The organism is Alteromonas gracilis, assembly GCF_043642145.1.
In the GTDB taxonomy this organism is placed as follows: Bacteria; Pseudomonadota; Gammaproteobacteria; order Enterobacterales; family Alteromonadaceae; genus Alteromonas; species Alteromonas gracilis_B.
Genome location: NZ_JBHZRZ010000007.1, coordinates 39,075 through 59,791, shown reverse-complemented (window position 1 = coordinate 59,791; position 20,717 = coordinate 39,075). Strand labels below are relative to the sequence as shown.

Genomic DNA, 20,717 nt, shown 5'->3' with positions numbered 1-20,717 from the left:
ATTAAACGAGAGAGATACTAAATTCGTAGGTATGAGGTGTATCGAGTTGATGAGTTTCCCTTTCCAATTTGCATTGGTAGTGCTCTGCAGCAGCGTCCATCAACCCTTCTGCCATAGCGTATAGCTCCCTTTCCGAGTAGTACTGTAGTCGCATAGCATTATCGGTGCGAGACAACACTTTAAAGCGAGGGAGGTCTGCATCGGGGTAAAGCTTTTTTACTTGAACGTGAATATCATCATCAAGGTGAGCCAGCATATCAAGCATATCAAGCATATCGTCGGTATTAGCCAGCACATCGCCATGGGCTTTGGCTAGCTTACCGAATAGATAGAAACCGAAGTCATAAAGAAGTTCGTTTTCAGACTTACCCGTTTTCTCCACCAGCACGCCTAATAGGCGCTGCATCTGTTCAAACGGGTAATAGCCCACTGCTGTATAAGCGCCGTCGTTCTCTAACTCAGCTTCCATGATGACATCATCAGCGAACTCAGGAGAGACTTTCTCCTCTAGCATATCGATTAGCGATGTAAAAACTATGCCTAGCATGTAAACTCCTCATCCATTACATTATGAGTGTAGTTCACCTAAGCATAAGAACAACTTAAACTTTATGACAATTCTTCTGGTGTTTCATCCTTGCTAGGTAACACAACCTCTATCGTATCAACGCGTTGTAAACCTCGCGGCAGTTTATTCCCTCTGCGGCCCCTTTCTCCCTGATAGTGGGTTAAATCATCGGCTGACAGCGTCATATTGCGTTTCCCAGCTGCAACTTTGATGGCTGCGCCATCGGGCACCACAGCAAGCACTTTCACAAACTCTTCACGAGACTGTGATTTCGCAGACGGAATATTAATGAGTTTGTTCCCTTTACCTTTGCCAAGGCTTGGTAAGTCGCGAAGCGGGAACATTAGCATCCGTCCTTCATTTGAAATGCTTAAACACCAGTCTGAATCAGGGTTTGTCACAGGTGTTGGTTTCATTACTTTTGCTGCAGTAGGTAAGGACAAGTAGGCTTTCCCCGCCTTGTTCTTACTCACCATGTCTTTAAACGTTCCAACGAAGCCATAGCCAGCGTCAGAGCCAACTAAGAATTTGCTCTCATCTTGTGCCATGATGACATGCTCGAACGACTCGCCCCCGACAATGCTGAAACGCCCCGTTAGCGGCTCACCTTGGCTACGTGCAGAAGGCAGTCCGTGCGCATCACACGAGAAGGTACGCCCCGAACTATCCATAAACACCGCAGGCTGATTGCTTTTGCCTTCGGCGCTAGAAAGGTAGGCGTCGCCCGCTTTGTAACTCAAGCCTTCAGCATCTATGTCATGCCCTTTGGCGCATCGTGCCCATCCTTTTTCAGACAGCACAACGGTTACTGACTCAGCAGGTACAAGCTCTTTTTCAGACAAGGCTTTCGCTTCACCACGCTCAATAATTGGCGAGCGTCTGTCGTCGCCGTACTTCTCAGCGTCTGAAAGAATTTCTTTCTTAATAAGGGTTTTAAGGCGGCGATCTGAGCCCAGAAGCTGCTGTAGCTTGTCGCGCTCTTGGGCAAGTTCATCTTGCTCGCCCTTAATTTTCATTTCTTCTAATTTGGCTAAGTGACGAAGCTTCAGTTCAAGAATAGCTTCAGCTTGTTTATCACTTAGTCCGAATCGCGACATCAATTCTGGCTTTGGTTTGTCGTAGGTGCGAATAATTTCGATGACTTCATCGATATTTAAAAACGCAATTAACAAACCTTCTAAAATGTGCAAACGCGCCAGAACTTTATCTAAGCGATATTGTAAGCGCCTAGTCACGGTATCTTTTCGATACTGTAACCACTCAGATAAAATAGTGCGCAAGTCTTTAACCTGAGGTCGACCGTCTAAGCCAATCATGTTCAAGTTAACGCGATAATTTTTCTCAAGATCGGTAGTCGCAAACAAATGCTGCATAAGCTGCGTAACGTCAATGCGATTCGAACGTGGTGTTATAACTAAGCGAGTTGGGTTTTCATGGTCAGACTCATCGCGAAGATCGCTTACCATTGGCAATTTCTTTGCCTGCATTTGCGCAGCAATCTGCTCTAAAATTTTGGCGCCTGAAGCCTGGTGCGGCAACGCTGTAATCACCACATCACCATTTTCTTCAGCGTATACCGCGCGCATTTTGATTGAGCCACGTCCCGTCTCATAAAGCTTTTTGATATCGGACTTAGGCGTAATAATTTCTGCTTCGGTTGGGTAATCTGGCCCATTCACATGCTCTAAGACGTCGCTAAGCTCAGCTTTGCTGTTATCGAGCAACATGGCACACGCATTGGCCAGCTCTCTTACATTGTGAGGAGGAATATCGGTGGCCATACCTACCGCAATTCCTGTCACACCATTAAGTAAAATATGAGGTAAACGCGCAGGCAGAACGCTTGGCTCTTCCAGTGTACCATCGAAGTTAGGCACCCAATCGACCGTGCCTTGGCCAAGTTCGTTCAGCAGTACTTCAGAGAAACGAGACAGTTTAGCTTCGGTATAACGCATGGCGGCAAACGATTTAGGATCATCTGGTGCACCCCAGTTCCCCTGCCCGTCAACCAATGGGTAACGATAAGAGAATGGCTGCGCCATAAGTACCATGGCTTCATAACACGCTGAGTCACCGTGCGGGTGAAACTTACCGAGTACATCACCTACGGTTCTTGCCGACTTTTTATATTTGGCATTCGCACTTAACCCCAAGTCAGACATTGCATAAATAATACGGCGCTGAACAGGCTTTAAGCCGTCTGAGATATGAGGAAGTGCACGGTCCATGATGACGTACATGGAATAGTTAAGGTAAGCGTCTTCGGTGAAGCGTCGAAGAGGAAGTTGCTCTACCCCATCGCGATTAATGATGATCTCGTCACTCATGATAGTTTTTTCGTTTTGTTATTAATACCAATGCGCTCATGATAGTACGGCATTCGATTGCTGGTGTTTTAGCGCACCACTTTGTGAAAGCACGCGAGCGTGAAAGACTATTGTGGGGTAAACCGCATTTGTGTGCAATCTTTGAAAGCAATTGTCACAGCCCAGATAGGTATAATTTAGTATCACCACGAGTTAAGTGTTTGTTTTGTTATTCTTCAAATAGAGTGGTTAAATAGAGCTGGTCGAAAAATTGCCATTCAATTTTCGCCCTATAAACTCCAATGTATAAGGTAATGAAGTACAGGTAATCATGGCTAGCTTTCGCGTATTCTTTTTTCTCCTCTTTATTGTAGGTAGTTGCTTGCCGTCTATGGCCAATGCGCAGCATATCGAACAGCTTTTCGATGAAGAAAGTACGTTAGATTTATCTGATTCACTGTTTTTCTTATTTGAAACCGATTATCAGCTTACCATTAGCGATGTATCTAGAAGGCGTAATGACTTCCTTATGCACCCTCACGACAACCCAAACTTTGGGTTTCGCAATAATGGTATTTGGTTGCTCACCACTGTTGCCAATGTTTCCAACGAAAAGAACTGGGTCTTTTCAATAAATTTTAGCCAACTCGACAGTGTCGATTTTTATTTGGTACAAAATGGCAAAGTTATTAAACAGAGTCATCAGGGCAAAGCGCAAAAAGAGCAGCGTTTTCGTGTGCCCACTTTTCGCGTTGAATTAACAAATAGCGACCCTGTCGATTTATACATTCGCGTTGAAAGTAGCTCGTCGAGTTTGATTGCGCCCCTTCGTATACAGACCGAGCCACTTCACAATAGTTACTTCCAAAAAGACAGTTTGCTGTGGGGCTTGTTTTACGGCGGGTTACTGGTTCTTGCCATTTATAATTTCGCCCTGTTCTTTGGGGTGCGAGAAAAAAGTCTATTGGCTTATGTTGGCTATATCTTCGCGGTAATTCTGTGGCAGTTTGTCTGGGGTGGCCATACCCACTTATTGTTTGGTCAAGGCATACCCTCGTGGCTCGTTGGTCACTCAGAGCTCTTCTTCGTCGTTATTGGTATTAGCTCGGGCGTTTTTACCATGACGTTTTTGGAAACCGAAAAGTACGCAACAACGTCGCACCCTATTATTAGCCTTTTATTGGTTTGTCTGGCGTTGACCGGACTAGTTTGCTTTATCGACCTATTGCCGCCTATTTGGAAACACAACTTGGTATACGGCATAGGGATAGTGGCTATTTTGAGCTACATCTACGCTGGTTTCGAAGCCTTCTTCAATAATTTCAAACCAGCACGCTATTTCATATTCGCTTGGAGCATGTTGGCTTCAGGTGCCATTTTAGGCCTATTTAGCCTTGTAGGCATATTGCCGTCTAACGACATTACTACCTATTGCTTTCAGGTGGGAGTGTTCCTTCAAGCTGGGCTCTTTTCATTTGCTTTGATGGAAAAAAGCAGAGGGCAGCTTGAAAGTGAAGTCGAACAGGCGACGAACGACTTACGCAACAACATGGAGCTTATTGAAGAGCAAAATGCTCGATTAGATATAGCGCGAAAAGATGCAATAAAAGCCAGTAACGTTAAGTCTCAATTTCTCGCAAATATGAGCCATGAAATTCGCACGCCACTTAACGCTATTTTGGGTTTTAGTAAGGAATTGAATAACGCATCACTACCAACCGATCAGCAAGAGCAAGTTAGGATAGTGAACACTGCGGCTGATAATCTGCTTACCATTGTTAACGATGTGCTCGACTTTTCAAAAATAGAAGCCGGTAAACTACAAATCAACAATCAGCCATTCTCGCCTAATAAACTGTTGGAAGAAATGGTCACTATTATGGCGAAGTCTTCGCACAGTAAACGCATTGAGTTTGTGTTTGATTTGAACCCATTGCCTGAAAAGCTCATAGGCGATGTATTTCGTATTAAGCAGGTGTTAAACAATCTTCTTAGCAACGCCCTGAAATTCACCTCCAGTGGAACCATTATATTTTCGGTTAGCGGTCGCTCTTTGCCTCACGGTATTCACGAAGTAAACATCACCGTTGAAGATACGGGTATTGGAATTAGCCGTCAGGATAAAAAGAAACTATTTAATGCATTCTCTCAAGTAGATGACTCCCTAAATCGCAATTATCAAGGCACAGGGTTGGGCCTTGTCATCAGCCGCGAGCTCGTTCGTTTGATGAACGGAGATTTGAACCTTAAAAGCGTGCTTGGTCAAGGTTCTACCTTTAACGTGTCACTGCGCATGAACCAGTTAAGTCAAAAATATGCATTAACAAAAAGCGACGACTGGAAAGGCAAACATGTAGTTATTTTCGACCCTGTTCCGGCCACCCGCCGCTCAAGCGCTAATATGATGTCGAAATTAGGTGCCAATATAACGTCTGTAGAATCACTAGACTATTTAGCCAAGCTAAACGGCCAATATGACTTCTTTATGGCTACTGTCCCTGTCAGCAAAATGAACCTTCGAGATACCTACTTAAGCCGGTTCGTTCAGTTTCCAGCTAAAAAGCGTATCCTATGGTACTCAGGCCCAGACCCATTTACTCAATACCCCAGTTTGTCACAGCACTTCCACTCGCAAGTGCGCATGCCCATGACCCTCACCAAGCTTGATAGCCTGGTGCATAATCACACCACGCCTGCCAAGAATGCGATGTATGAAAAGATTAGCAGCTTACCCAAAGCAAGCATTTTGGCTGTCGACGACATGGAAATGAACCTTAAGCTGTTGCACACCTGGCTTGATCAATCCTCTGTAGAACTCACCACCACGATAAGTGGCCAAGACGCGGTGAATCAGTGTCAGACCCAAGAATTCGATCTTATTTTAATGGACGTGCAGATGCCTGGTATGGATGGCCTACAAGCCACCAGAGAAATTCGCAAGTCTCCTCTCAATATGGGAACCCCGATTGTGGCCGTTACAGCGCATGCGTTTAAAGAAGAGCAAGAGCGGCTTCTGGCCTCTGGTATGGATGATTATCTACCCAAGCCTATTGAAGTTGAATTGCTCATTAACCTAATTAAGTCATGGTGTCACGATGTTGAACCTGGTGAGATAGTATTCCCGTCTATCGATTGGCAACTTGCGCTAAAACGCGCAAATCAAAATCAGGATACCGCAAAAGAAATGCTAGATGGCTTTGTGGCGTTGCTACCAGAAACAATTGAAAGACTGTCCGCTCTGTGGGATGAACAAGACTACAATGGGTTAAAAACTGAAGTCCACAAACTACATGGCGCATGCTGTTATACCGGCCTTCCACGAATGCAGCACCTAGCAAATGAAGCGGAAAGCTCGCTAAAACTAGGGCAACACAAGCTGGTGAAAGAAAACATACCTGCCTTAATCGCTGAGGCAAAGAAAGTGTTGAATGAGAGCCAGTCGCGTGCTGGCGACATGTAAAGAAAATTAGCACCCAGTGCGGTGCTAATTGTTGTTAGTCTGCTTCTATGCTTTGTCTGGCTTGCTGACACTGAGCGATTAGACTGGCAAATTCGCTGGCGTCGCGATCTAGCTCAGAGCTGGCAATAAAAATATCAAAACCAAGGCGCTTTCTCAGCTCTACCATTCGGTGGGCTAGCATGGCTTTAATGCCTTTTACAACGGTACCGTCTTCCATGACGTATTGTTTGTCATCAAACATTGATTGCTCGTAACAGCTACCCGATGCACAATTTCCATCTGTGTTTCGCATTAGTAGCGGTCGCTGTTCCATTAGCAAGTGTGTGGCAAGCCTTGGTGATATTGTATTAAGAAAGTCGGTATAGCTTTTAAGTTTAAAACCGATGGTTTCAAGCGGGATGTGGTCAAGCCCCTGTCGTACCCGAGGACAATCTGCGCGTTGTAAGTTATCCCAATGAATACGCCAGCTTCCTAGACGGTGACGATAAGTTATATAGTCTTTCGCTATTTCTAAGCTGTAGGCTGGTTCACGAAGTTTAAAATACCCAACCAGCAAACACACCAGTGCAGCACTGGTTAGAAAAATACCCGCTAAGAACAACCAATCAGGTAAAAATGCCAGCCACAGGGCAGCAGCGAACAACCCCACACAGCCCAGCACTAAGCTGGTAATGCCGTTACTTTTAGACGCAGCTCGAATATAGATAGGATCAACACTAGTGCCAGACATAAAGATACACCACCAACATGATTACGGCCCAAACGATATAAAGCCTTATGCGTTTACACTTTACGCAGTCAGTATGCCACCAACGTAATAGTAAATTTGATTTTCGCATACGCTTTACAGCCTAATTTATACGTTTGATTAAAACAGATAGTTTACCCGTAAATTTATGCCAATGTATGATTTCTATATCGATAGCGTTGAAATGCCGCGACGATTGTAGGCGTGAAGACCAACGACAATATCACCGAAAAGCCCACGCCTCCGGCCAACACTACAGCTAACGGCGGCCAAAAGCTTCCTTCACTGAACAGAAGCAGCGGAATTAACCCACCTACCGTTGTGAAAGTGGTAGACAGAATATGACGACTACAGCTCATCGTCTCATCAACAATAGCCTTTGTGTCTCCCTGCTTAGCTTTGGGGTTAGCATTGATGGCGGCAATTACCACGATAGAGCCGTTAATCGCTACGCCTATTAGGCCTGCGCAACCTAGTAATGGGTTAAATCCAACTGGCAGCCCAGAAATCCACAAACTAAACATGCCAAGTCCCACAGAAAGGATGGCTACCAATCCAATAACCCCAGCCATGCGCAAGCTGGTAAATGTTAAAATAAGCGTTGTCACCATTAGCACCAATAGTACTGGGGCGTAAGTCGCAAGTTTACCTAACGCCTGCTGCTGCTCATCGGCGTCACCGGCTAAATGAATTCTATAACCTTCCGGCAAAATTAATCGCGTTTCGAGTAAATCTCTTAATTGGTTACTGGCATCAATAGCTGGAACACCAGGCAGCAAAAACGCCTGAATCCGATTCAGTCTTTCACCGTCCACTCGGGTAATACTGCTGGTTGCAGGTTGCAGTGCTAAATTTGTTACTGCCGCCAACGGCGACCAAGAAATGACGTTATCGCCTGCAACGGGAATAGGCATAGCATCCACGCCAGTTACATTTTGCCTAAATTCTTCGTCTAGGCGCACGCGCACTGGAATTTCTTCAGTACTTTCAAGCACCGAGCCGCCTGTAATACCAGAAAAGTTAATTTGCATTTGGTTGGCAAGTTCCGACAGGGTTAGGCCAAGGTAAGACAAATTGTCGCTGTCAGCGTTAATTTTTAGTTCCGGCTCTCCCATGGAAATACTGGTGATTGACTGAGATATTCCGTCAACTTCCGACATTAGCATGCGGACCTTATCGCCCAAATCGTTCAACACGTTTAAGTCTGGACCAAAAACTTCAACCTCCACAGGCGCAGCAATGGGCGGCCCCTGTCCGAAAGCGCGCACCACAACTTGCACTTCGGGGTATTTAACATCGAGCTCTCTTTGCAGTTTTCCCACGAGTGCCGCAGCATCGTCAACCGATACAGTAGACACCACCGCATTTGCGAAATAGGGCGTGTTATCCCGGGTCATCAGCTGATTGTAATATACAGACGGTGCAGACCCCCCAACTAACCAGCTAACCTGCTTCACACCTTCTTCACTGCGAATTGCGCTATCAACTTGTTTTACGTAGTCCGTCGTATTTTCGATACTGCTTCCCTCTTTGGTCCACAGGTAAACTTCAAATTGATCTCTATCTGCGCTGGGAAAAAATACGCTAGCTAGCGTTCCTGACAATACAAACCCCGACAAACATAGGGCACTGATAACAGGCAGAACTAAAACAGGTTGTTTTATCCACCTGCCTAGCTGCCTTTTAAACGCCAAGGTTAGCTCGGGCGCTTGAAGCCCCACTTTCCACCAAGACTGTGATGCCGTATTTTCTTGTGTCACGCCGTCGTGCTTAGGCAAAAAGCGTGCAGCTAAAGCTGCAATAATGGTTAGCGAGATAAACAACGACCCAATAAGCGCCATGACAACACTGATGGCAATTGGCCCCACAAAATCGCCAATGTTTCCATCTAAGAGGAAAATTGGCATAAAGCCTAAAATGGTAGTCAACGTTGAGGCTAGAAGCGGCACGAACAAATGAGCAACACTTTTAGCCATTGCGCCAACCCGCGTTAAATTGGGATCTTGCAAATTAATACGAATTTCATCGGTAATAACAATGGCGTTATCGATTAACAGGCCAATAGCTATGATCATGCCGAAAATAGACATTTGATGAATTTGCTCGTTGTAAAAGCTTAACGAAAACAGCGCAAACGCGGCACACAAAGGCAGAGCAAGGCCCACTATCCACGCCGCGCGAAAACCCATAAACAGCAAGATAACCATCATAACCACCGCACAACCCATCAATAGATTCATCGATAGGTCAGCTAAGCGGGTTGTCGTATATTCATTCTGCTCAAACGCTACGGTGGCGGTTAATGTACCGCTAAAGTCTCGGTTAAATTGCTCAACCACGGCTAGGGCATTTTCAGTCCACACATCTGAGCGAAGCGAAGGCTGCATACGAGCTGCCACAAAAATTGACTCTTCCCCATTTAAAAAGGCCACCTCGCTTCGAGGTGTCGTGAAACTCCGTTCTACCGACGCGACGTCTTCCACACGCAGATAGCGACCTTGTTCGTTAACAAGAGGAATTGAAGCAATCATGTTTACGCCATTTAAGCCCTCGCCTACTGTAAAACGTAAGTTGCTTTGCTTCGAATTCAGCATGCCTGCGGGCAATTTAGGGTCGGCGCGGCTAATTAAATTACTGACTTGTTGCAGTGTAAGTCCGGTAGCCGCCAACTTGATTGGGTCTATGTCTACGCTAATTTCCTCTTGAGGCGCACCGTACACACGTACAAGCTCAGTGCCATTTACATTGCGCAATCGGTCAGTTAGCTCTTGCGCCAAACGAGCGGTTAACGTAATGGGGGTGTTTTCAAAGTGATCAGCCCTCAAAGATAGCAGCAAAGTAAACGCTGTAGCGCCACGCTTCTCATCGAACACGGGAGCCATAGCTCCTTCTGGGAAAAACGCAGCCGCGGCGCCTATGGCATCGCGAATTTCACTGAAAAGTTGCTCATTAGTGGTATTGTCAATCCAGTCTTGCGTTTCGATTGAAATGATGGATATGCCCGCGCGAGACGTTGATTTTACTTCTTTTATTTCAAAGATTTCGCGAAGCCTATCTTCAAGCACATCACTGACTAAGGCTTCAACTCGTTCTGCAGACGCTCCGGGGTACTGAGTAATAACAAGGGCATTGCGAGTATCTATGCGCGGGTCTTCAATACGAGGTAGAGCACCTAACGCAGACAGTCCAGCGGTTATTAATACTAATAAACTCAGAACCAGCAAATGCCCTCGACGGTAAAACAGTGTGTACCATGGGTACGTTTTGTCAGAGTCGAAATTAAATGACTTCATTAATACGCCCCAGCTTGATGTTGACTAGGAATGGCCACCATTTGTCCTGGCGCCAATTTATGCGTGCCTTCGTTAACGTAAATCTCGCCATCTTTTAGCGCACCGCGCACGAACGCGTTGTTGCCATCGGTATACACTACTTCAACTACACGGGCTTCTAATGTCGCGTTTTTCTCGCTAGATAGCACGAACACTCGCCATAATCCTCTAAGCCCGTTGCTTAGCGCATTCACAGGAAGCCAGCTTCCCGTTTCTTTATGAGCTCGAAAACCTGAAAGTATTGCCATATCACCAGGACGAACCCGCTCATTGCTATTTAATGTGACAAGAATATCAATGGTTCGGGTTTGAACATTTCTCACCGGCAGGCGCTGGGTTACCGTACCCGCTACATCAATGTCTCCAACTCTTACAAGTACAGGCTCGTTAACATCAAACTGTTCAACAACATCGGCTGGCACAGCAAAACGTGCCTGATAGTTTTCGATACTGGTTATGCCAAATACTGGACTACCAGCATTGACCACGCTGCCTTCATCAAAGAAACGGCGATTAACTACACCAGCAAACGGCGAAATCAGCGTGGTTTTTTCTATCTCTACATTTAAGGAGTTGAGCGCCGCTTGCACTTCTCTCACTTGCGCTTTAGCCACCTTCAAGCCAGCGTCTGTTTCATCGAGCCGCTGTGCTGACTCAAGCTTCTTTTCAACCAGTGATACTGCCCTTTCACTGTTTACTTTTGCTAGTGCTAAATCGGCATTGGCGCGTTCAAGCGACGCTTGAAGCTCGCGTTTTCTGGCGTTCAGCCTTTGAACATCCTGGCGGGCGAGCATGTCGCCTTTATCCACAACGTCCCCTTCTTCAACCAATAAATCTGTTACCTGCCCTGCCACATCGAAAGACAGTAAGGTTGCTTTTGGCGATTCGATAAGTCCAAAGACATTAATGGGCGTTTCAAAGCCAGTTTGAATTTTTACAGTGCCAGTGGATACGGAGACTGGAATTCTTGCTTCAGGAGTTTGCGTAGCATTGCCTAAACCAGCTGTCATTAGAAGAATGACTAACGCTGCAGTAAAAACGACAATAGAAATAATAAGGGTAAATTTGCCACTTTTCGAAGGCGTTGTTGCAGCTGTCATAACAGTTCCTTTCACTATTTTAGCATGTGCCTTAGGCTACATTTGCATACTTATTGTGCTATGCTAGTATATAAATACTAGACCGTCCAGTTTGATATATAAAATTTAACAAATAGCGAGATGTCACGTGGCTACCACTAAAAAGCAAGGCCGACCAAAAAGTGAAGAGAAATATCATCTGATATTACACGCAGCGTCTTGTCTCTTTCTAAAAGAAGGCTTTGCTAACACGTCTATGGATACGGTTGCAAAAGCATCAGGCGTTTCAAAACAAACGGTCTACTCTCACTTTGAAAGTAAAGATTCGCTATTTAAAGCTGCGATTAGCTCTAAGTGCAGGTCATATCAACTCGACACTCAGCAACTTATTGATGCTACATCGGGCTCCCTTTCACTGTTCGAATGTTTACTAAAAGTAGGCAGCCAATTCGTGCGGTTATTGCAAGACCGCGAAGCCCTTGCCATATTTCGAGTAATTATAGCTGAAGCTGTAAATAGCCCCCATGTTGCGACGCTATTTTATCAAGCTGGCCCAGAAGCTTCGCTGGCGACCTTAAGCGACGTCATTGAAAAGTTTGGTCAAGGCAGTCTTAGTAAAGCGTTGGCCCACCAGCTTGCCATCGACTATTGCGCGCTACTAAAAGGTGAATACCACACCATGATGCTTTGCGGTATCAAGTCTCCGCTAACAGATGAAGAGATTAGTCTGCATGTGAATAGTGCGGCTGAAAAAATTTTATTACTCTTCAAACACTACACTCAACAACCAGGCTAGACGCATTTTTTAGGCCTTGTCACATTCAGGCTAACTACTTTGCATTGCACCACCAAGGGCATAACAAAAACTTTAGATAACGTAGGGCAAAGATGACCTCGCCCTAATGACTTGTTTAGAGCGGTATTATACACTAGCGCCGTTTTCGTTGATGATTGAGAAGCGCATGTCTGACTTTACTGGTAACCACATTCTTTCGGTTAATCAATTCGATCGCGAGGCCATTGAGAAAGTGTTCTCAGTTGCCGATTCCATGCAGCCCTACGCTAAACGCCAAAAGCGAACGACCGTCCTAGAAGGCGCTATTCTCGGCAATCTATTCTTCGAGCCAAGTACCCGTACTCGCGTGAGTTTTGGCACCGCATTCAATTTGTTGGGTGGTGAAGTAAGAGAAACCACAGGCATGTCTAGCTCTGCATTAGCTAAAGGCGAATCGTTATATGACACAGCAAGGGTGTTAAGCGGTTATTCAGACATTATCGCTATGCGCCACCCTGCGGCTGGTTCAGTTGCAGAGTTTGCCGAAGGTAGCCGTGTTCCCGTTATAAATGGTGGTGACGGCGCAAACGAACACCCCACGCAAGCGTTACTTGACCTCTTTACTATCAAACGTGAGCTTGAGTACAACGGCCACGGCATTGACGGCCTGCACATCGCAATGATTGGCGATTTGCGCTACGGACGAACCGTGCACTCGCTGTCTCGCCTTTTGTGTTTGTTTAAAAACATTCGCTTTACGCTTATCTCACCTAAAGAATTAGCGATGCCACAGCCAATTATTGATGCCATTGAAAATGCGGGGCATCAGTTGATTATCACCGATACCCTTGAAGGGAACATGGATGCGGATATTTGTTATCAAACGCGCATTCAAGAAGAGCGCTTCCCGTCTCAGGAAGAAGCCAATAAATATCGGGGTAAATTCCGCCTTAACCAGTCGATTTACACCAAACACTTTCAGTCGAAGACCGTTATTATGCATCCACTTCCCCGAGATTCACGTATGGAAGCCAACGAGTTAGATAACGATCTAAACCTTAACCCAAACCTCGCCATCTTTAGGCAAACCGATAACGGTGTTCTAGTAAGAATGGCTCTATTCGCACTCACTCTTGGTGTAGAGAATCTTCTCACTAAGTACGAGCGAGACGTGGTTTGGTACAGCAACAAGAGTAAGTAATTACATGCAAAAATCTGAAGCCCTATTTACCCGTGCCCAAAAAACCATTCCTGGTGGCGTAAATTCACCTGTTCGCGCATTTAAAGCGGTAGGCGGCACGCCTCGCTTCATTACCAAGGCTGATGGCGCTTACATGTGGGATGCGGATGGAAAGCAATATATCGATTACATTCAGTCTTGGGGCCCTATGGTTCTTGGCCACAACAACGAAAAAATTCGCGAAGCGGTCATTGAAGCATCGTATAACGGCCTTTCATTTGGTGCGCCAACAGAAGCTGAAGTGATCATGGCTGAGCTAGTTAGCGAACTTGTGCCATCAATGGAAATGGTGCGCATGGTAAATTCTGGAACAGAAGCTACCATGTCAGCAATTCGTCTTGCTCGCGGCTACACCAGCAGAAATAAAATTGTTAAGTTCGAAGGTTGTTACCACGGCCACGCCGACTCACTTTTAGTGAAAGCTGGCTCTGGCGCACTAACCTTGGGTGTACCGAGTTCTCCGGGTGTACCCGCAAATGTGGCTGAACATACGTTAACCGTTGAATACAACAATCTTGAAAGCGTTAAAGAGATTTTTGAAGCCCATGGCGATGACATTGCCTGCATCATCGTAGAGCCTGTAGCGGGCAACATGAACTGTATTCCTCCTGTTGAAGGTTTTCTAGAAGGCCTTCGCGCCATTTGTGACCAATACGGCAGTGTACTTATCTTTGATGAAGTAATGACAGGCTTCCGCGTATCGCGTGGTGGTGCGCAAGAGCGCTACAATGTTAAACCTGACTTAACCTGCTTGGGTAAAGTTATTGGTGGCGGTATGCCGGTAGGTTGTTTTGGTGGACGACGCGATATTATCACGCACATTGCACCAACCGGCCCAATTTATCAGGCTGGTACACTTTCAGGAAACCCAGTAGCAATGGCTGCCGGCCTTGCCGCGCTAACGCAAATTAAACAACCGGGCCTGTATGATTCAATTTTCGAAAACACGCAAGCGCTGGTTGATGGTTTCCAAGCCATTGCTAATAAACACAATATTAGTCTAACTACTAACATTGCCGGCAGCATGTTTGGCATTTTCTTCACTGATGTAGAAAAAGTCACAAACTACCAGCAAGCAATTAACTGTAATACTAAGCAATTTAATAAGTTCTACCATGGAATGTTAGAGCAAGGCGTCTACCTAGCCCCTGCGTCTTATGAAGCTGGCTTCGTATCAAAAGCGCATGACGCTACAGTAATTGAGAAAACACTCGCTGCGGCAGATAAGGTATTCTCAACGCTTTAAGTTTATCGCTTGCGAAAAAGCACCAGTCACTAATACGCCCTCTTAAAGGCGTATTAGTGCAGCTACAAACTGCCAAAACAAGAACGTAAATACGCCCCCTTTGAAAGTACGGTGCATTCAGAAATATAGAGAAGCGCTGTTGTACTCTGATACTGCCTTTAGTTGCGTGATAAAAGCTTAAGATTCAGATAATTTCGCTTGGCTACGAATGAAGCCTACAGATGGGGCAAAGAACGCAGCACCGGTTTCTGCGCTAGTGAAGTCTAACCAGCGATCGTAATCTCCTTCCCCGTTGCCATATATTTGGCTATGAAGCATTTGCTTGAATGGCCGTGCACTTGCACTACAACTAACGAAAAATAAGCCTTGAGAGGCCATATCCCCGTAAGGCATGCCTTGCTTGATCAGCCTAGGCTCATCGCCATCTAGCGCAGCACTGCTTGCTCTAACGCTGTGCGAAGACGCCGATTGCTCACTACTTTGCAAGTTATGTTCTTTCGTTGTACCCATTACCTGCTCTTGCTGGCGGCTTGAAAGGCTATTCCAGCGTCTTAAATCATGCCGATAACGCTGAATATGAACATAGCTACCGCCACTAAAATCTGGGTCGTCTTCACCAATAATGCCTACTTTTCTGCGTTTCATACCACGAGGATTGTCGGCACCATATAAAAAGCCGTTTAAGTCACGGCCGTCTAAATACCTGAAGCCTCGAATTTGCTCCACCAGCTCGACGTGAATGCGCAGCAAGTCCATCACTTCAATGCCCACCGCATGGCAAATATCAAGTCGGTCGGCGCGAATTTGAATAAAGAGATCGCAGGGCATGGTAGGTGCACTTCTGTCTTCACACTGCATGTCAGGAAAGGGTGCAAGCTCAACGGGTATCAAGCCAGGATAGACTTCAGCCCAATAACCAGTGCCAATAGCGACAACGCCAGTTACCATGGCTTCATAGTGCTCGTTTTCGAAATGCTCAAATATATCAAGCACACGCGACAGCTTAGCGCGTACCGCTTGGCTATCGTCATCAATTACGTTCAGTAACAAATACTGTGCATGTAAATTTGGCTCAGCGCAGAGGCCTTTTTGTGGTTGTGTCATTGCCGCTCTTGTTGTTATTTACGCCGTATTATGACGTTTTGCTGCTGGCGATCACTCGCCGCGCGTTGTGTTGCGAACACTTTATATTCTAGCAACTGCTTCAAGCTTAGAAACCTTTTTAAGCGAAGCCACGCAATGGCGGCTTAAAACACACCGCTCATTATTTACTCTAGTGTGCTTAATAGCCCGCTGCTTGTCCATCTTTTCGGCTTTCAGACGCACCGAAATAGACGCCTTTTTGCTCATCCCATGCGATAGCTTGATAGCCGCCAAAGGCACCAACAACGCGCTGCAGCTTGTGTCCTCGCTCCATGAGATCGCGCTGAACCGTTTCACTAAAGCCAGCCTCTAAACTTACATAGCCGCCATCAGTCATTAACGCCCCGGTCGGGCTACTAGAGCCACTGTGCAATATTCTTGGGGCATCTCCGGCTTCTTGTAAATTCATTCCGAAATCGAGAACATTAACAATAATTTGCGCGTGCATTTGAGGCTGAGTTCCGCCCCCCATCACGCCAAAACTCATAACAGGATTACCGTTTCTTGTAACAAAGGCGGGAATAATGGTGTGAAACGGGCGTTTACCCGGGCGGTATTCATTAAAATGGCCTTCTTCAAGCGTAAACATTTCGCCCCTATTTTGAAGAATAAAGCCAAGTCCAGGAGGGGTCATTCCAGACCCCATGCCGCGGTAATTACTTTGAATTAAAGACACCATGTTGCCGTCTTTATCTGCAACGGTAAGATAGATAGTATCACCCTCGTATATGCCCGCATCCACACGATTTGCTGCTTTTTCATTATCAATAAGCTTCTGGCGCTTGGCCGCGTATTCCTTCGAAATAAGCCAGTCGACGGGAATATCATTGAAGTCTGGGTCTGAATAAAACTTGGCGCGGTCCTCAAAAGCGAGTTTTTTGGCCTCAACAAAAGTGTGAATATAGTCAGCTGAATTAAACCCCATACCCTCTATATCGTAATGCTCAAGCACATTAAGAATTTGCAGTGCAGCTATACCTTGGCCGTTAGGCGGCATTTCCCATATATCGTAACCGCGATAATTAGCGGAAACTGGCTCTACCCACTCTGAGGTATGCGATGACAAATCCTGATATGACAAAAAGCCGCCTTGCGACTTCATGTAAGCGTCTATCGTGTGGGCTATATCACCTTTGTAAAAGGCGTCGCGTCCGCCCGTTGCAATTTTTTCATAAGTTACAGCAAGGCCGGGGTTCTTAAAGATATCGCCTTTTCGCGGCACCTTCCCATTAATAAGGAAAGTTTCTGCAAAACCGTCGTAGTGACCAATGCGCTCTTGATTCATTTGCCAGTAATACGCAATGACTTCTGAAACAGGGAAACCCTCGCGGGCATATTTAATGGAAGGGGTGAGCAGCGTTGACATAGGCAGTTTGCCAAATTTCTCATGAAGCGTAAACCAGCCGTCTACTGCACCGGGTACAGATACAGGCAAAGGGCCAAACTTTGGAATTTGGTGCTGCCCGCGTTCGGCAAACACTTCTTTGGTTAATTGCCTTGGCGAGCGGCCTGAAGCGTTTAGCCCTACTAGTTTTTCTTCTTTTGCATCCCATACGATTGCAAATAAATCGCCACCAATACCGCTACCTGTTGGTTCGACCAAACCTAACATAGCATTTGCTGCAATTGCTGCGTCAACCGCACTACCGCCTTGCTTTAAAATATCTAACGCAACTTGTGTGGCTAGAGGCTGGCTGGTGGCTGCCATGCCGTTTTTTGCAATAACTTCTGAGCGACTTGCAAAGGGGTGCCCCGTTATTCTGTCGTAGCCCAAACAACTGACACTAAACACAATAAGCATCAACGATAGAAGTCGCTTGGTAGCAATCATAATGGTCCTTTTCTTAAACGTTGCCGATAAATAATCTAGCGTAAGCGCATCGCTTCATAGTGTAGCCTTATTGTCACATTACGCCTAGGCCCTTTTCCCCCACAGTATTCTCATACCTACTCTGGTGCTTTATCAAACGAAAAAAGCCCCGCACGTGCGGGGCTTAAACGAAGTAAAAAGGCATTATTATTGTTTTATTTCATTTGCCTAATCAAGACTCTCTTATGAACGGCTGCCTGTGAAGTCTGGGTATGCTTCAAGACCACACTCGCTCATGTCTACGCCGTCGAATTCTTCTTCTTCGCTGACACGTACACCCATTACCGCTTTAATGACTAACCATACAATTAGGCTCACTACGAATACCCATACAAAGATAGTCGCTGCGCCAATTAGCTGACCAGAAATGCTTGAACCATCGTTTGTGAAAGGAACAAGAATAAGGCCAAGTAAACCTACTACACCGTGAACAGAAATCGCACCCACTGGATCGTCAATTTTAAGCTTGTCTAGCGCAACAATGCTAAGCACTACTAAGATACCGCCTAAGCCGCCAAACAGAGTTGCTTGAAGCGGAGTTGGCGTAGACGGCTCTGCTGTAATGGCCACAAGACCTGCTAGCGCACCGTTAAGTACCATTGTTAGGTCAGCTTTACCGAACAGAATGCGAGCAACGATAAGTGCAGCAATGGCACCACCTGCCGCCGCAGCGTTAGTGTTCATAAATACGATAGCCACTGCGTTTGCACTTTCAACCGTTGCAGTAGCCAATACCGAACCACCGTTAAAGCCAAACCAACCCATCCAAAGGATAAATGTACCCAAGGTTGCAAGCGGAAGGTTTGCACCTGGAATGGCGTTAACTTTACCGTCGGCGGTGTATTTACCTTTACGAGCACCTAGAACAAGTACACCAGCAAGAGCTGCAGCTGCACCAGCCATGTGAACAATGCCTGAACCTGCGAAGTCAGAGAAGCCAAGGTCGCCAAGCGTATACATACCGAATACCGTTTCGCCGCCCCACGTCCATGCACCTTCCATTGGATAGATGAAACCTGTCATCACAACCGCAAATGCTAAAAATGCCCAAAGCTTCATACGCTCGGCAACTGCACCAGATACAATAGACATTGCTGTTGCAACAAATACTACTTGGAAGAAGAAGTCAGCAGAAGGTGCATATGTTGCTGGCTCTTCAGCTACACCTGTTGCGCCATCAGCCATGATACCGCTTAGGAATGGACCCCAGTCGCCGCCACCGTACATGATGCCGTAACCGCAAATCATGTACATTGTGCAAGCAATGGCAAATAGCGCCACGTTTTTAGTCAGAATTTCTGTGGTATTTTTCGCTCGAACCAAACCCGCTTCAAGCATTGCAAAACCTGCCGCCATCCACATAACCAATGCACCGCAGATTAGAAAATAAAAGGTATCTAGCGCATACCCAAGTTCAAAAGTGATTTCCATTATTGTGTTCTCCGCAAATTCTTCGTTTTGGCTTACAGCGCGTCGCTATCCGACTCACCAGTTCGAATACGAACGGCATGTTCAAGGTCATAAACAAATACCTTGCCGTCACCAATTTTGCCTGTTTTGGCTGCGCCAACGATGGCTTCAACCAGGCGTTCTACTTGATCATCCTGAACAGCAATTTCCAGTTTGACTTTAGGTAGAAAATCCACCTGATATTCCGCTCCGCGGTAAAGTTCAGTGTGCCCTTTTTGACGTCCAAAGCCTTTCACCTCGGTCACGGTCAAGCCGTCGATGCCGATTTCTGAAATGGCTTCACGAACATCATCTAGCTTGAACGGCTTGATGATAGCTGTGACTAGTTTCATGAGTTGCTCCCAGTTATTTTGTTTATTCTGTAATTTATGGTCGTGTTTCCAACTGCTAGTAGCTAAACCAAGAGCCATGCCACAAATATTTAATCATTAAAATCATATATATACACTTAAACGCATCATTCATGCACAAAAATAATGCACACTATTGGTGCATGGCTGAAAATTTGCCCAACAATGAAGCGATACAAGGTCACGGTGAGTTAAGGAGCCTAAAAAGTACGATAAATTAGGACGGAACTATTCGCGTAACCCTATGGTCTGTTGATTACTATGACGACTATCACCTCAACTTTTTTTGCACCACAGCGCCAATGCGAAACTCACGCTAAAAACAGAAAAGCCGCGTGGCGTCCGCTATTGGTTTCAACTTGTATTCACGGGGTGGGAATAGTTGCGGTTGTTGTCGTATCTCAATTAAGTATTGATGACCGAAACATGCGAATAAAAAAGCAGGCGCCCCGAGCAGAAATAAAAGCGAGGCTATACTTCCCTTCTGCACCTAAAGCGAAGCCAAGTACACCTGCGCTTTCTACTCGTTCTACTGAGGTAGACACACAAGAAAAAGCAGTAGCCCCACTTCCTGTTGAGCAACCTCTCACAACACCTGAAGAGCAGATAAAATCTGATGTTGCTTCCGTAGACGACCCAGTTAGGTCACACCCAAAACCAGAGACAAAGCGCAGCGGCGACATTCAGAACACTGGGCACAAACCAATGCAAGATAGTGGGCAGCAACCACCTGCAGTTTCAACAGATGCTAACCGACGAGCTGGCTCGTTAAACTTGTCGGTAAAAAGCGCTACCGCCAATTATCTTGATAAGTATCACAACAACAATGTTGCACAAGATGCCAAGCAAGCTGCAGCAGATTACCAGCAACGAAGAAACAGCCCCACTTTGAGCGGACCGAGTACTCAGCAAATTTTAGCGAATGAGAATAAGCGCCCTTCTAAGCGGGTTAACTGCAGCAGCACAACAAACAAGACATTGGCCTTTTTAAGCGGCATTGCTGGAGGCACCTTAGAATGCACCAAAATGGACGACCACAAGCGTTTTGTTGACGCTAGAGTTCAAAAACGCCCTTTAGACGAAAACTCAAATTAATAGCGAATTACCTAATTTGTGCTAAGCGTTTTAAA

14 protein-coding genes are annotated in these 20,717 nt (G+C 45.9%); 5 read left to right on the top strand and 9 right to left on the bottom strand.

Translation table 11 applies throughout. From position 1 onward, the window contains the following. Position 1: 1 nt before the first annotated feature. Entirely contained in the window at positions 2 to 547 is a 546-nt protein-coding gene (locus tag ACHUFN_RS13885; protein ID WP_394223016.1) for a heme NO-binding domain-containing protein, read from the bottom strand. 62 nt (positions 548 to 609) lie between these two features. Next, positions 610 to 2,895 carry a DNA topoisomerase IV subunit A gene (gene parC / locus ACHUFN_RS13880; protein WP_394223015.1) on the bottom strand — a complete coding sequence of 762 codons (2,286 nt, stop codon included), beginning with the start codon at positions 2,893 to 2,895 and terminating at the stop codon, positions 610 to 612. Positions 2,896 to 3,205: 310 nt separating this feature from the next. Here parC and ACHUFN_RS13875 point away from each other — a divergent pair, with 310 nt between their 5' ends. Beyond that, complete coding sequence (locus ACHUFN_RS13875; protein WP_394223014.1) at positions 3,206 to 6,334, top strand: hybrid sensor histidine kinase/response regulator; 3,129 nt, start codon at positions 3,206 to 3,208, stop codon at positions 6,332 to 6,334. Positions 6,335 to 6,368: 34 nt separating this feature from the next. Here ACHUFN_RS13875 and ACHUFN_RS13870 read toward each other — a convergent pair whose 3' ends face one another. The 3 genes from ACHUFN_RS13870 to ACHUFN_RS13860 all read right to left on the bottom strand — a co-directional run bounded on the left by ACHUFN_RS13870 (position 6,369) and on the right by ACHUFN_RS13860 (position 11,514). Continuing rightward, positions 6,369 to 7,064 (bottom strand): DUF2982 domain-containing protein, encoded by a 696-nt coding sequence (locus tag ACHUFN_RS13870; protein WP_394223013.1) that lies wholly within the window; start codon positions 7,062 to 7,064, stop codon positions 6,369 to 6,371. Between the two features lie 164 nt (positions 7,065 to 7,228). Then, the gene (locus ACHUFN_RS13865) at positions 7,229 to 10,375 is read right to left on the bottom strand and encodes an efflux RND transporter permease subunit (RefSeq protein WP_394223011.1); all 3,147 of its coding nucleotides are present in this window, start codon (positions 10,373 to 10,375) and stop codon (positions 7,229 to 7,231) included. After that, entirely contained in the window at positions 10,375 to 11,514 is a 1,140-nt protein-coding gene (locus ACHUFN_RS13860; protein ID WP_394223010.1) for an efflux RND transporter periplasmic adaptor subunit, read from the bottom strand. Before ACHUFN_RS13860 ends, ACHUFN_RS13865 begins: the two co-directional genes overlap by 1 nt. A gap of 127 nt (positions 11,515 to 11,641) precedes the next feature. On the opposite strand from ACHUFN_RS13860, the gene ACHUFN_RS13855 reads away from it, so the two are divergent. The 3 genes from ACHUFN_RS13855 to hemL all read left to right on the top strand — a co-directional run bounded on the left by ACHUFN_RS13855 (position 11,642) and on the right by hemL (position 14,754). Continuing rightward, positions 11,642 to 12,289: a TetR/AcrR family transcriptional regulator gene (locus tag ACHUFN_RS13855; protein WP_394223009.1), complete on the top strand. Its 648-nt coding sequence runs from the start codon at positions 11,642 to 11,644 to the stop codon at positions 12,287 to 12,289. 166 nt (positions 12,290 to 12,455) lie between these two features. Then, the gene (locus ACHUFN_RS13850; RefSeq protein ID WP_394223008.1) at positions 12,456 to 13,469 is read left to right on the top strand and encodes an aspartate carbamoyltransferase; all 1,014 of its coding nucleotides are present in this window, start codon (positions 12,456 to 12,458) and stop codon (positions 13,467 to 13,469) included. A 4-nt stretch (positions 13,470 to 13,473) separates the two neighbouring features. After that, positions 13,474 to 14,754 carry a glutamate-1-semialdehyde 2,1-aminomutase gene (gene hemL / locus ACHUFN_RS13845; protein ID WP_394223006.1) on the top strand — a complete coding sequence of 427 codons (1,281 nt, stop codon included), beginning with the start codon at positions 13,474 to 13,476 and terminating at the stop codon, positions 14,752 to 14,754. Positions 14,755 to 14,931: 177 nt separating this feature from the next. On the opposite strand, the gene ACHUFN_RS13840 is transcribed toward hemL, so the two are convergent. The 4 genes from ACHUFN_RS13840 to glnK all read right to left on the bottom strand — a co-directional run bounded on the left by ACHUFN_RS13840 (position 14,932) and on the right by glnK (position 19,569). Further along, positions 14,932 to 15,858, bottom strand: coding sequence for a Dyp-type peroxidase (locus ACHUFN_RS13840; protein WP_394223005.1), 927 nt, complete (start codon positions 15,856 to 15,858; stop codon positions 14,932 to 14,934). 178 nt (positions 15,859 to 16,036) lie between these two features. Continuing rightward, positions 16,037 to 17,728, bottom strand: coding sequence for a gamma-glutamyltransferase (gene ggt / locus ACHUFN_RS13835; protein ID WP_394223003.1), 1,692 nt, complete (start codon positions 17,726 to 17,728; stop codon positions 16,037 to 16,039). A 222-nt stretch (positions 17,729 to 17,950) separates the two neighbouring features. Next, on the bottom strand, positions 17,951 to 19,198 hold the full coding sequence (locus ACHUFN_RS13830; RefSeq protein ID WP_394223002.1) for an ammonium transporter: 1,248 nt from the start codon (positions 19,196 to 19,198) through the stop codon (positions 17,951 to 17,953). 32 nt (positions 19,199 to 19,230) lie between these two features. Beyond that, positions 19,231 to 19,569 carry a P-II family nitrogen regulator gene (glnK, locus tag ACHUFN_RS13825; protein ID WP_012516988.1) on the bottom strand — a complete coding sequence of 113 codons (339 nt, stop codon included), beginning with the start codon at positions 19,567 to 19,569 and terminating at the stop codon, positions 19,231 to 19,233. A 279-nt stretch (positions 19,570 to 19,848) separates the two neighbouring features. On the opposite strand from glnK, the gene ACHUFN_RS13820 reads away from it, so the two are divergent. Continuing rightward, positions 19,849 to 20,682 carry a hypothetical protein gene (locus ACHUFN_RS13820; RefSeq protein WP_394223001.1) on the top strand — a complete coding sequence of 278 codons (834 nt, stop codon included), beginning with the start codon at positions 19,849 to 19,851 and terminating at the stop codon, positions 20,680 to 20,682. Positions 20,683 to 20,717 lie beyond the last annotated feature (35 nt).

Excerpts from the sequence above, each read along its gene's own strand:
- ACHUFN_RS13870 (WP_394223013.1), bottom strand. The coding sequence starts at position 7,064 with ATGTCTGGCACTAGTGTTGATCCTATCTATATTCGAGCTGCGTCTAAA.
- glnK (WP_012516988.1), bottom strand. The coding sequence starts at position 19,569 with ATGAAACTAGTCACAGCTATCATCAAGCCGTTCAAGCTAGATGATGTT.
- ACHUFN_RS13820 (WP_394223001.1), top strand. The coding sequence starts at position 19,849 with ATGACGACTATCACCTCAACTTTTTTTGCACCACAGCGCCAATGCGAA.
- ACHUFN_RS13865 (WP_394223011.1), bottom strand. The coding sequence starts at position 10,375 with ATGAAGTCATTTAATTTCGACTCTGACAAAACGTACCCATGGTACACA.
- ACHUFN_RS13830 (WP_394223002.1), bottom strand. The coding sequence starts at position 19,198 with ATGGAAATCACTTTTGAACTTGGGTATGCGCTAGATACCTTTTATTTT.
- ACHUFN_RS13885 (WP_394223016.1), bottom strand. The coding sequence starts at position 547 with ATGCTAGGCATAGTTTTTACATCGCTAATCGATATGCTAGAGGAGAAA.
- ACHUFN_RS13860 (WP_394223010.1), bottom strand. The coding sequence starts at position 11,514 with ATGACAGCTGCAACAACGCCTTCGAAAAGTGGCAAATTTACCCTTATT.
- ggt (WP_394223003.1), bottom strand. The coding sequence starts at position 17,728 with ATGATTGCTACCAAGCGACTTCTATCGTTGATGCTTATTGTGTTTAGT.
- ACHUFN_RS13840 (WP_394223005.1), bottom strand. The coding sequence starts at position 15,858 with ATGACACAACCACAAAAAGGCCTCTGCGCTGAGCCAAATTTACATGCA.
- ACHUFN_RS13850 (WP_394223008.1), top strand. The coding sequence starts at position 12,456 with ATGTCTGACTTTACTGGTAACCACATTCTTTCGGTTAATCAATTCGAT.
- parC (WP_394223015.1), bottom strand. The coding sequence starts at position 2,895 with ATGAGTGACGAGATCATCATTAATCGCGATGGGGTAGAGCAACTTCCT.
- ACHUFN_RS13875 (WP_394223014.1), top strand. The coding sequence starts at position 3,206 with ATGGCTAGCTTTCGCGTATTCTTTTTTCTCCTCTTTATTGTAGGTAGT.
- hemL (WP_394223006.1), top strand. The coding sequence starts at position 13,474 with ATGCAAAAATCTGAAGCCCTATTTACCCGTGCCCAAAAAACCATTCCT.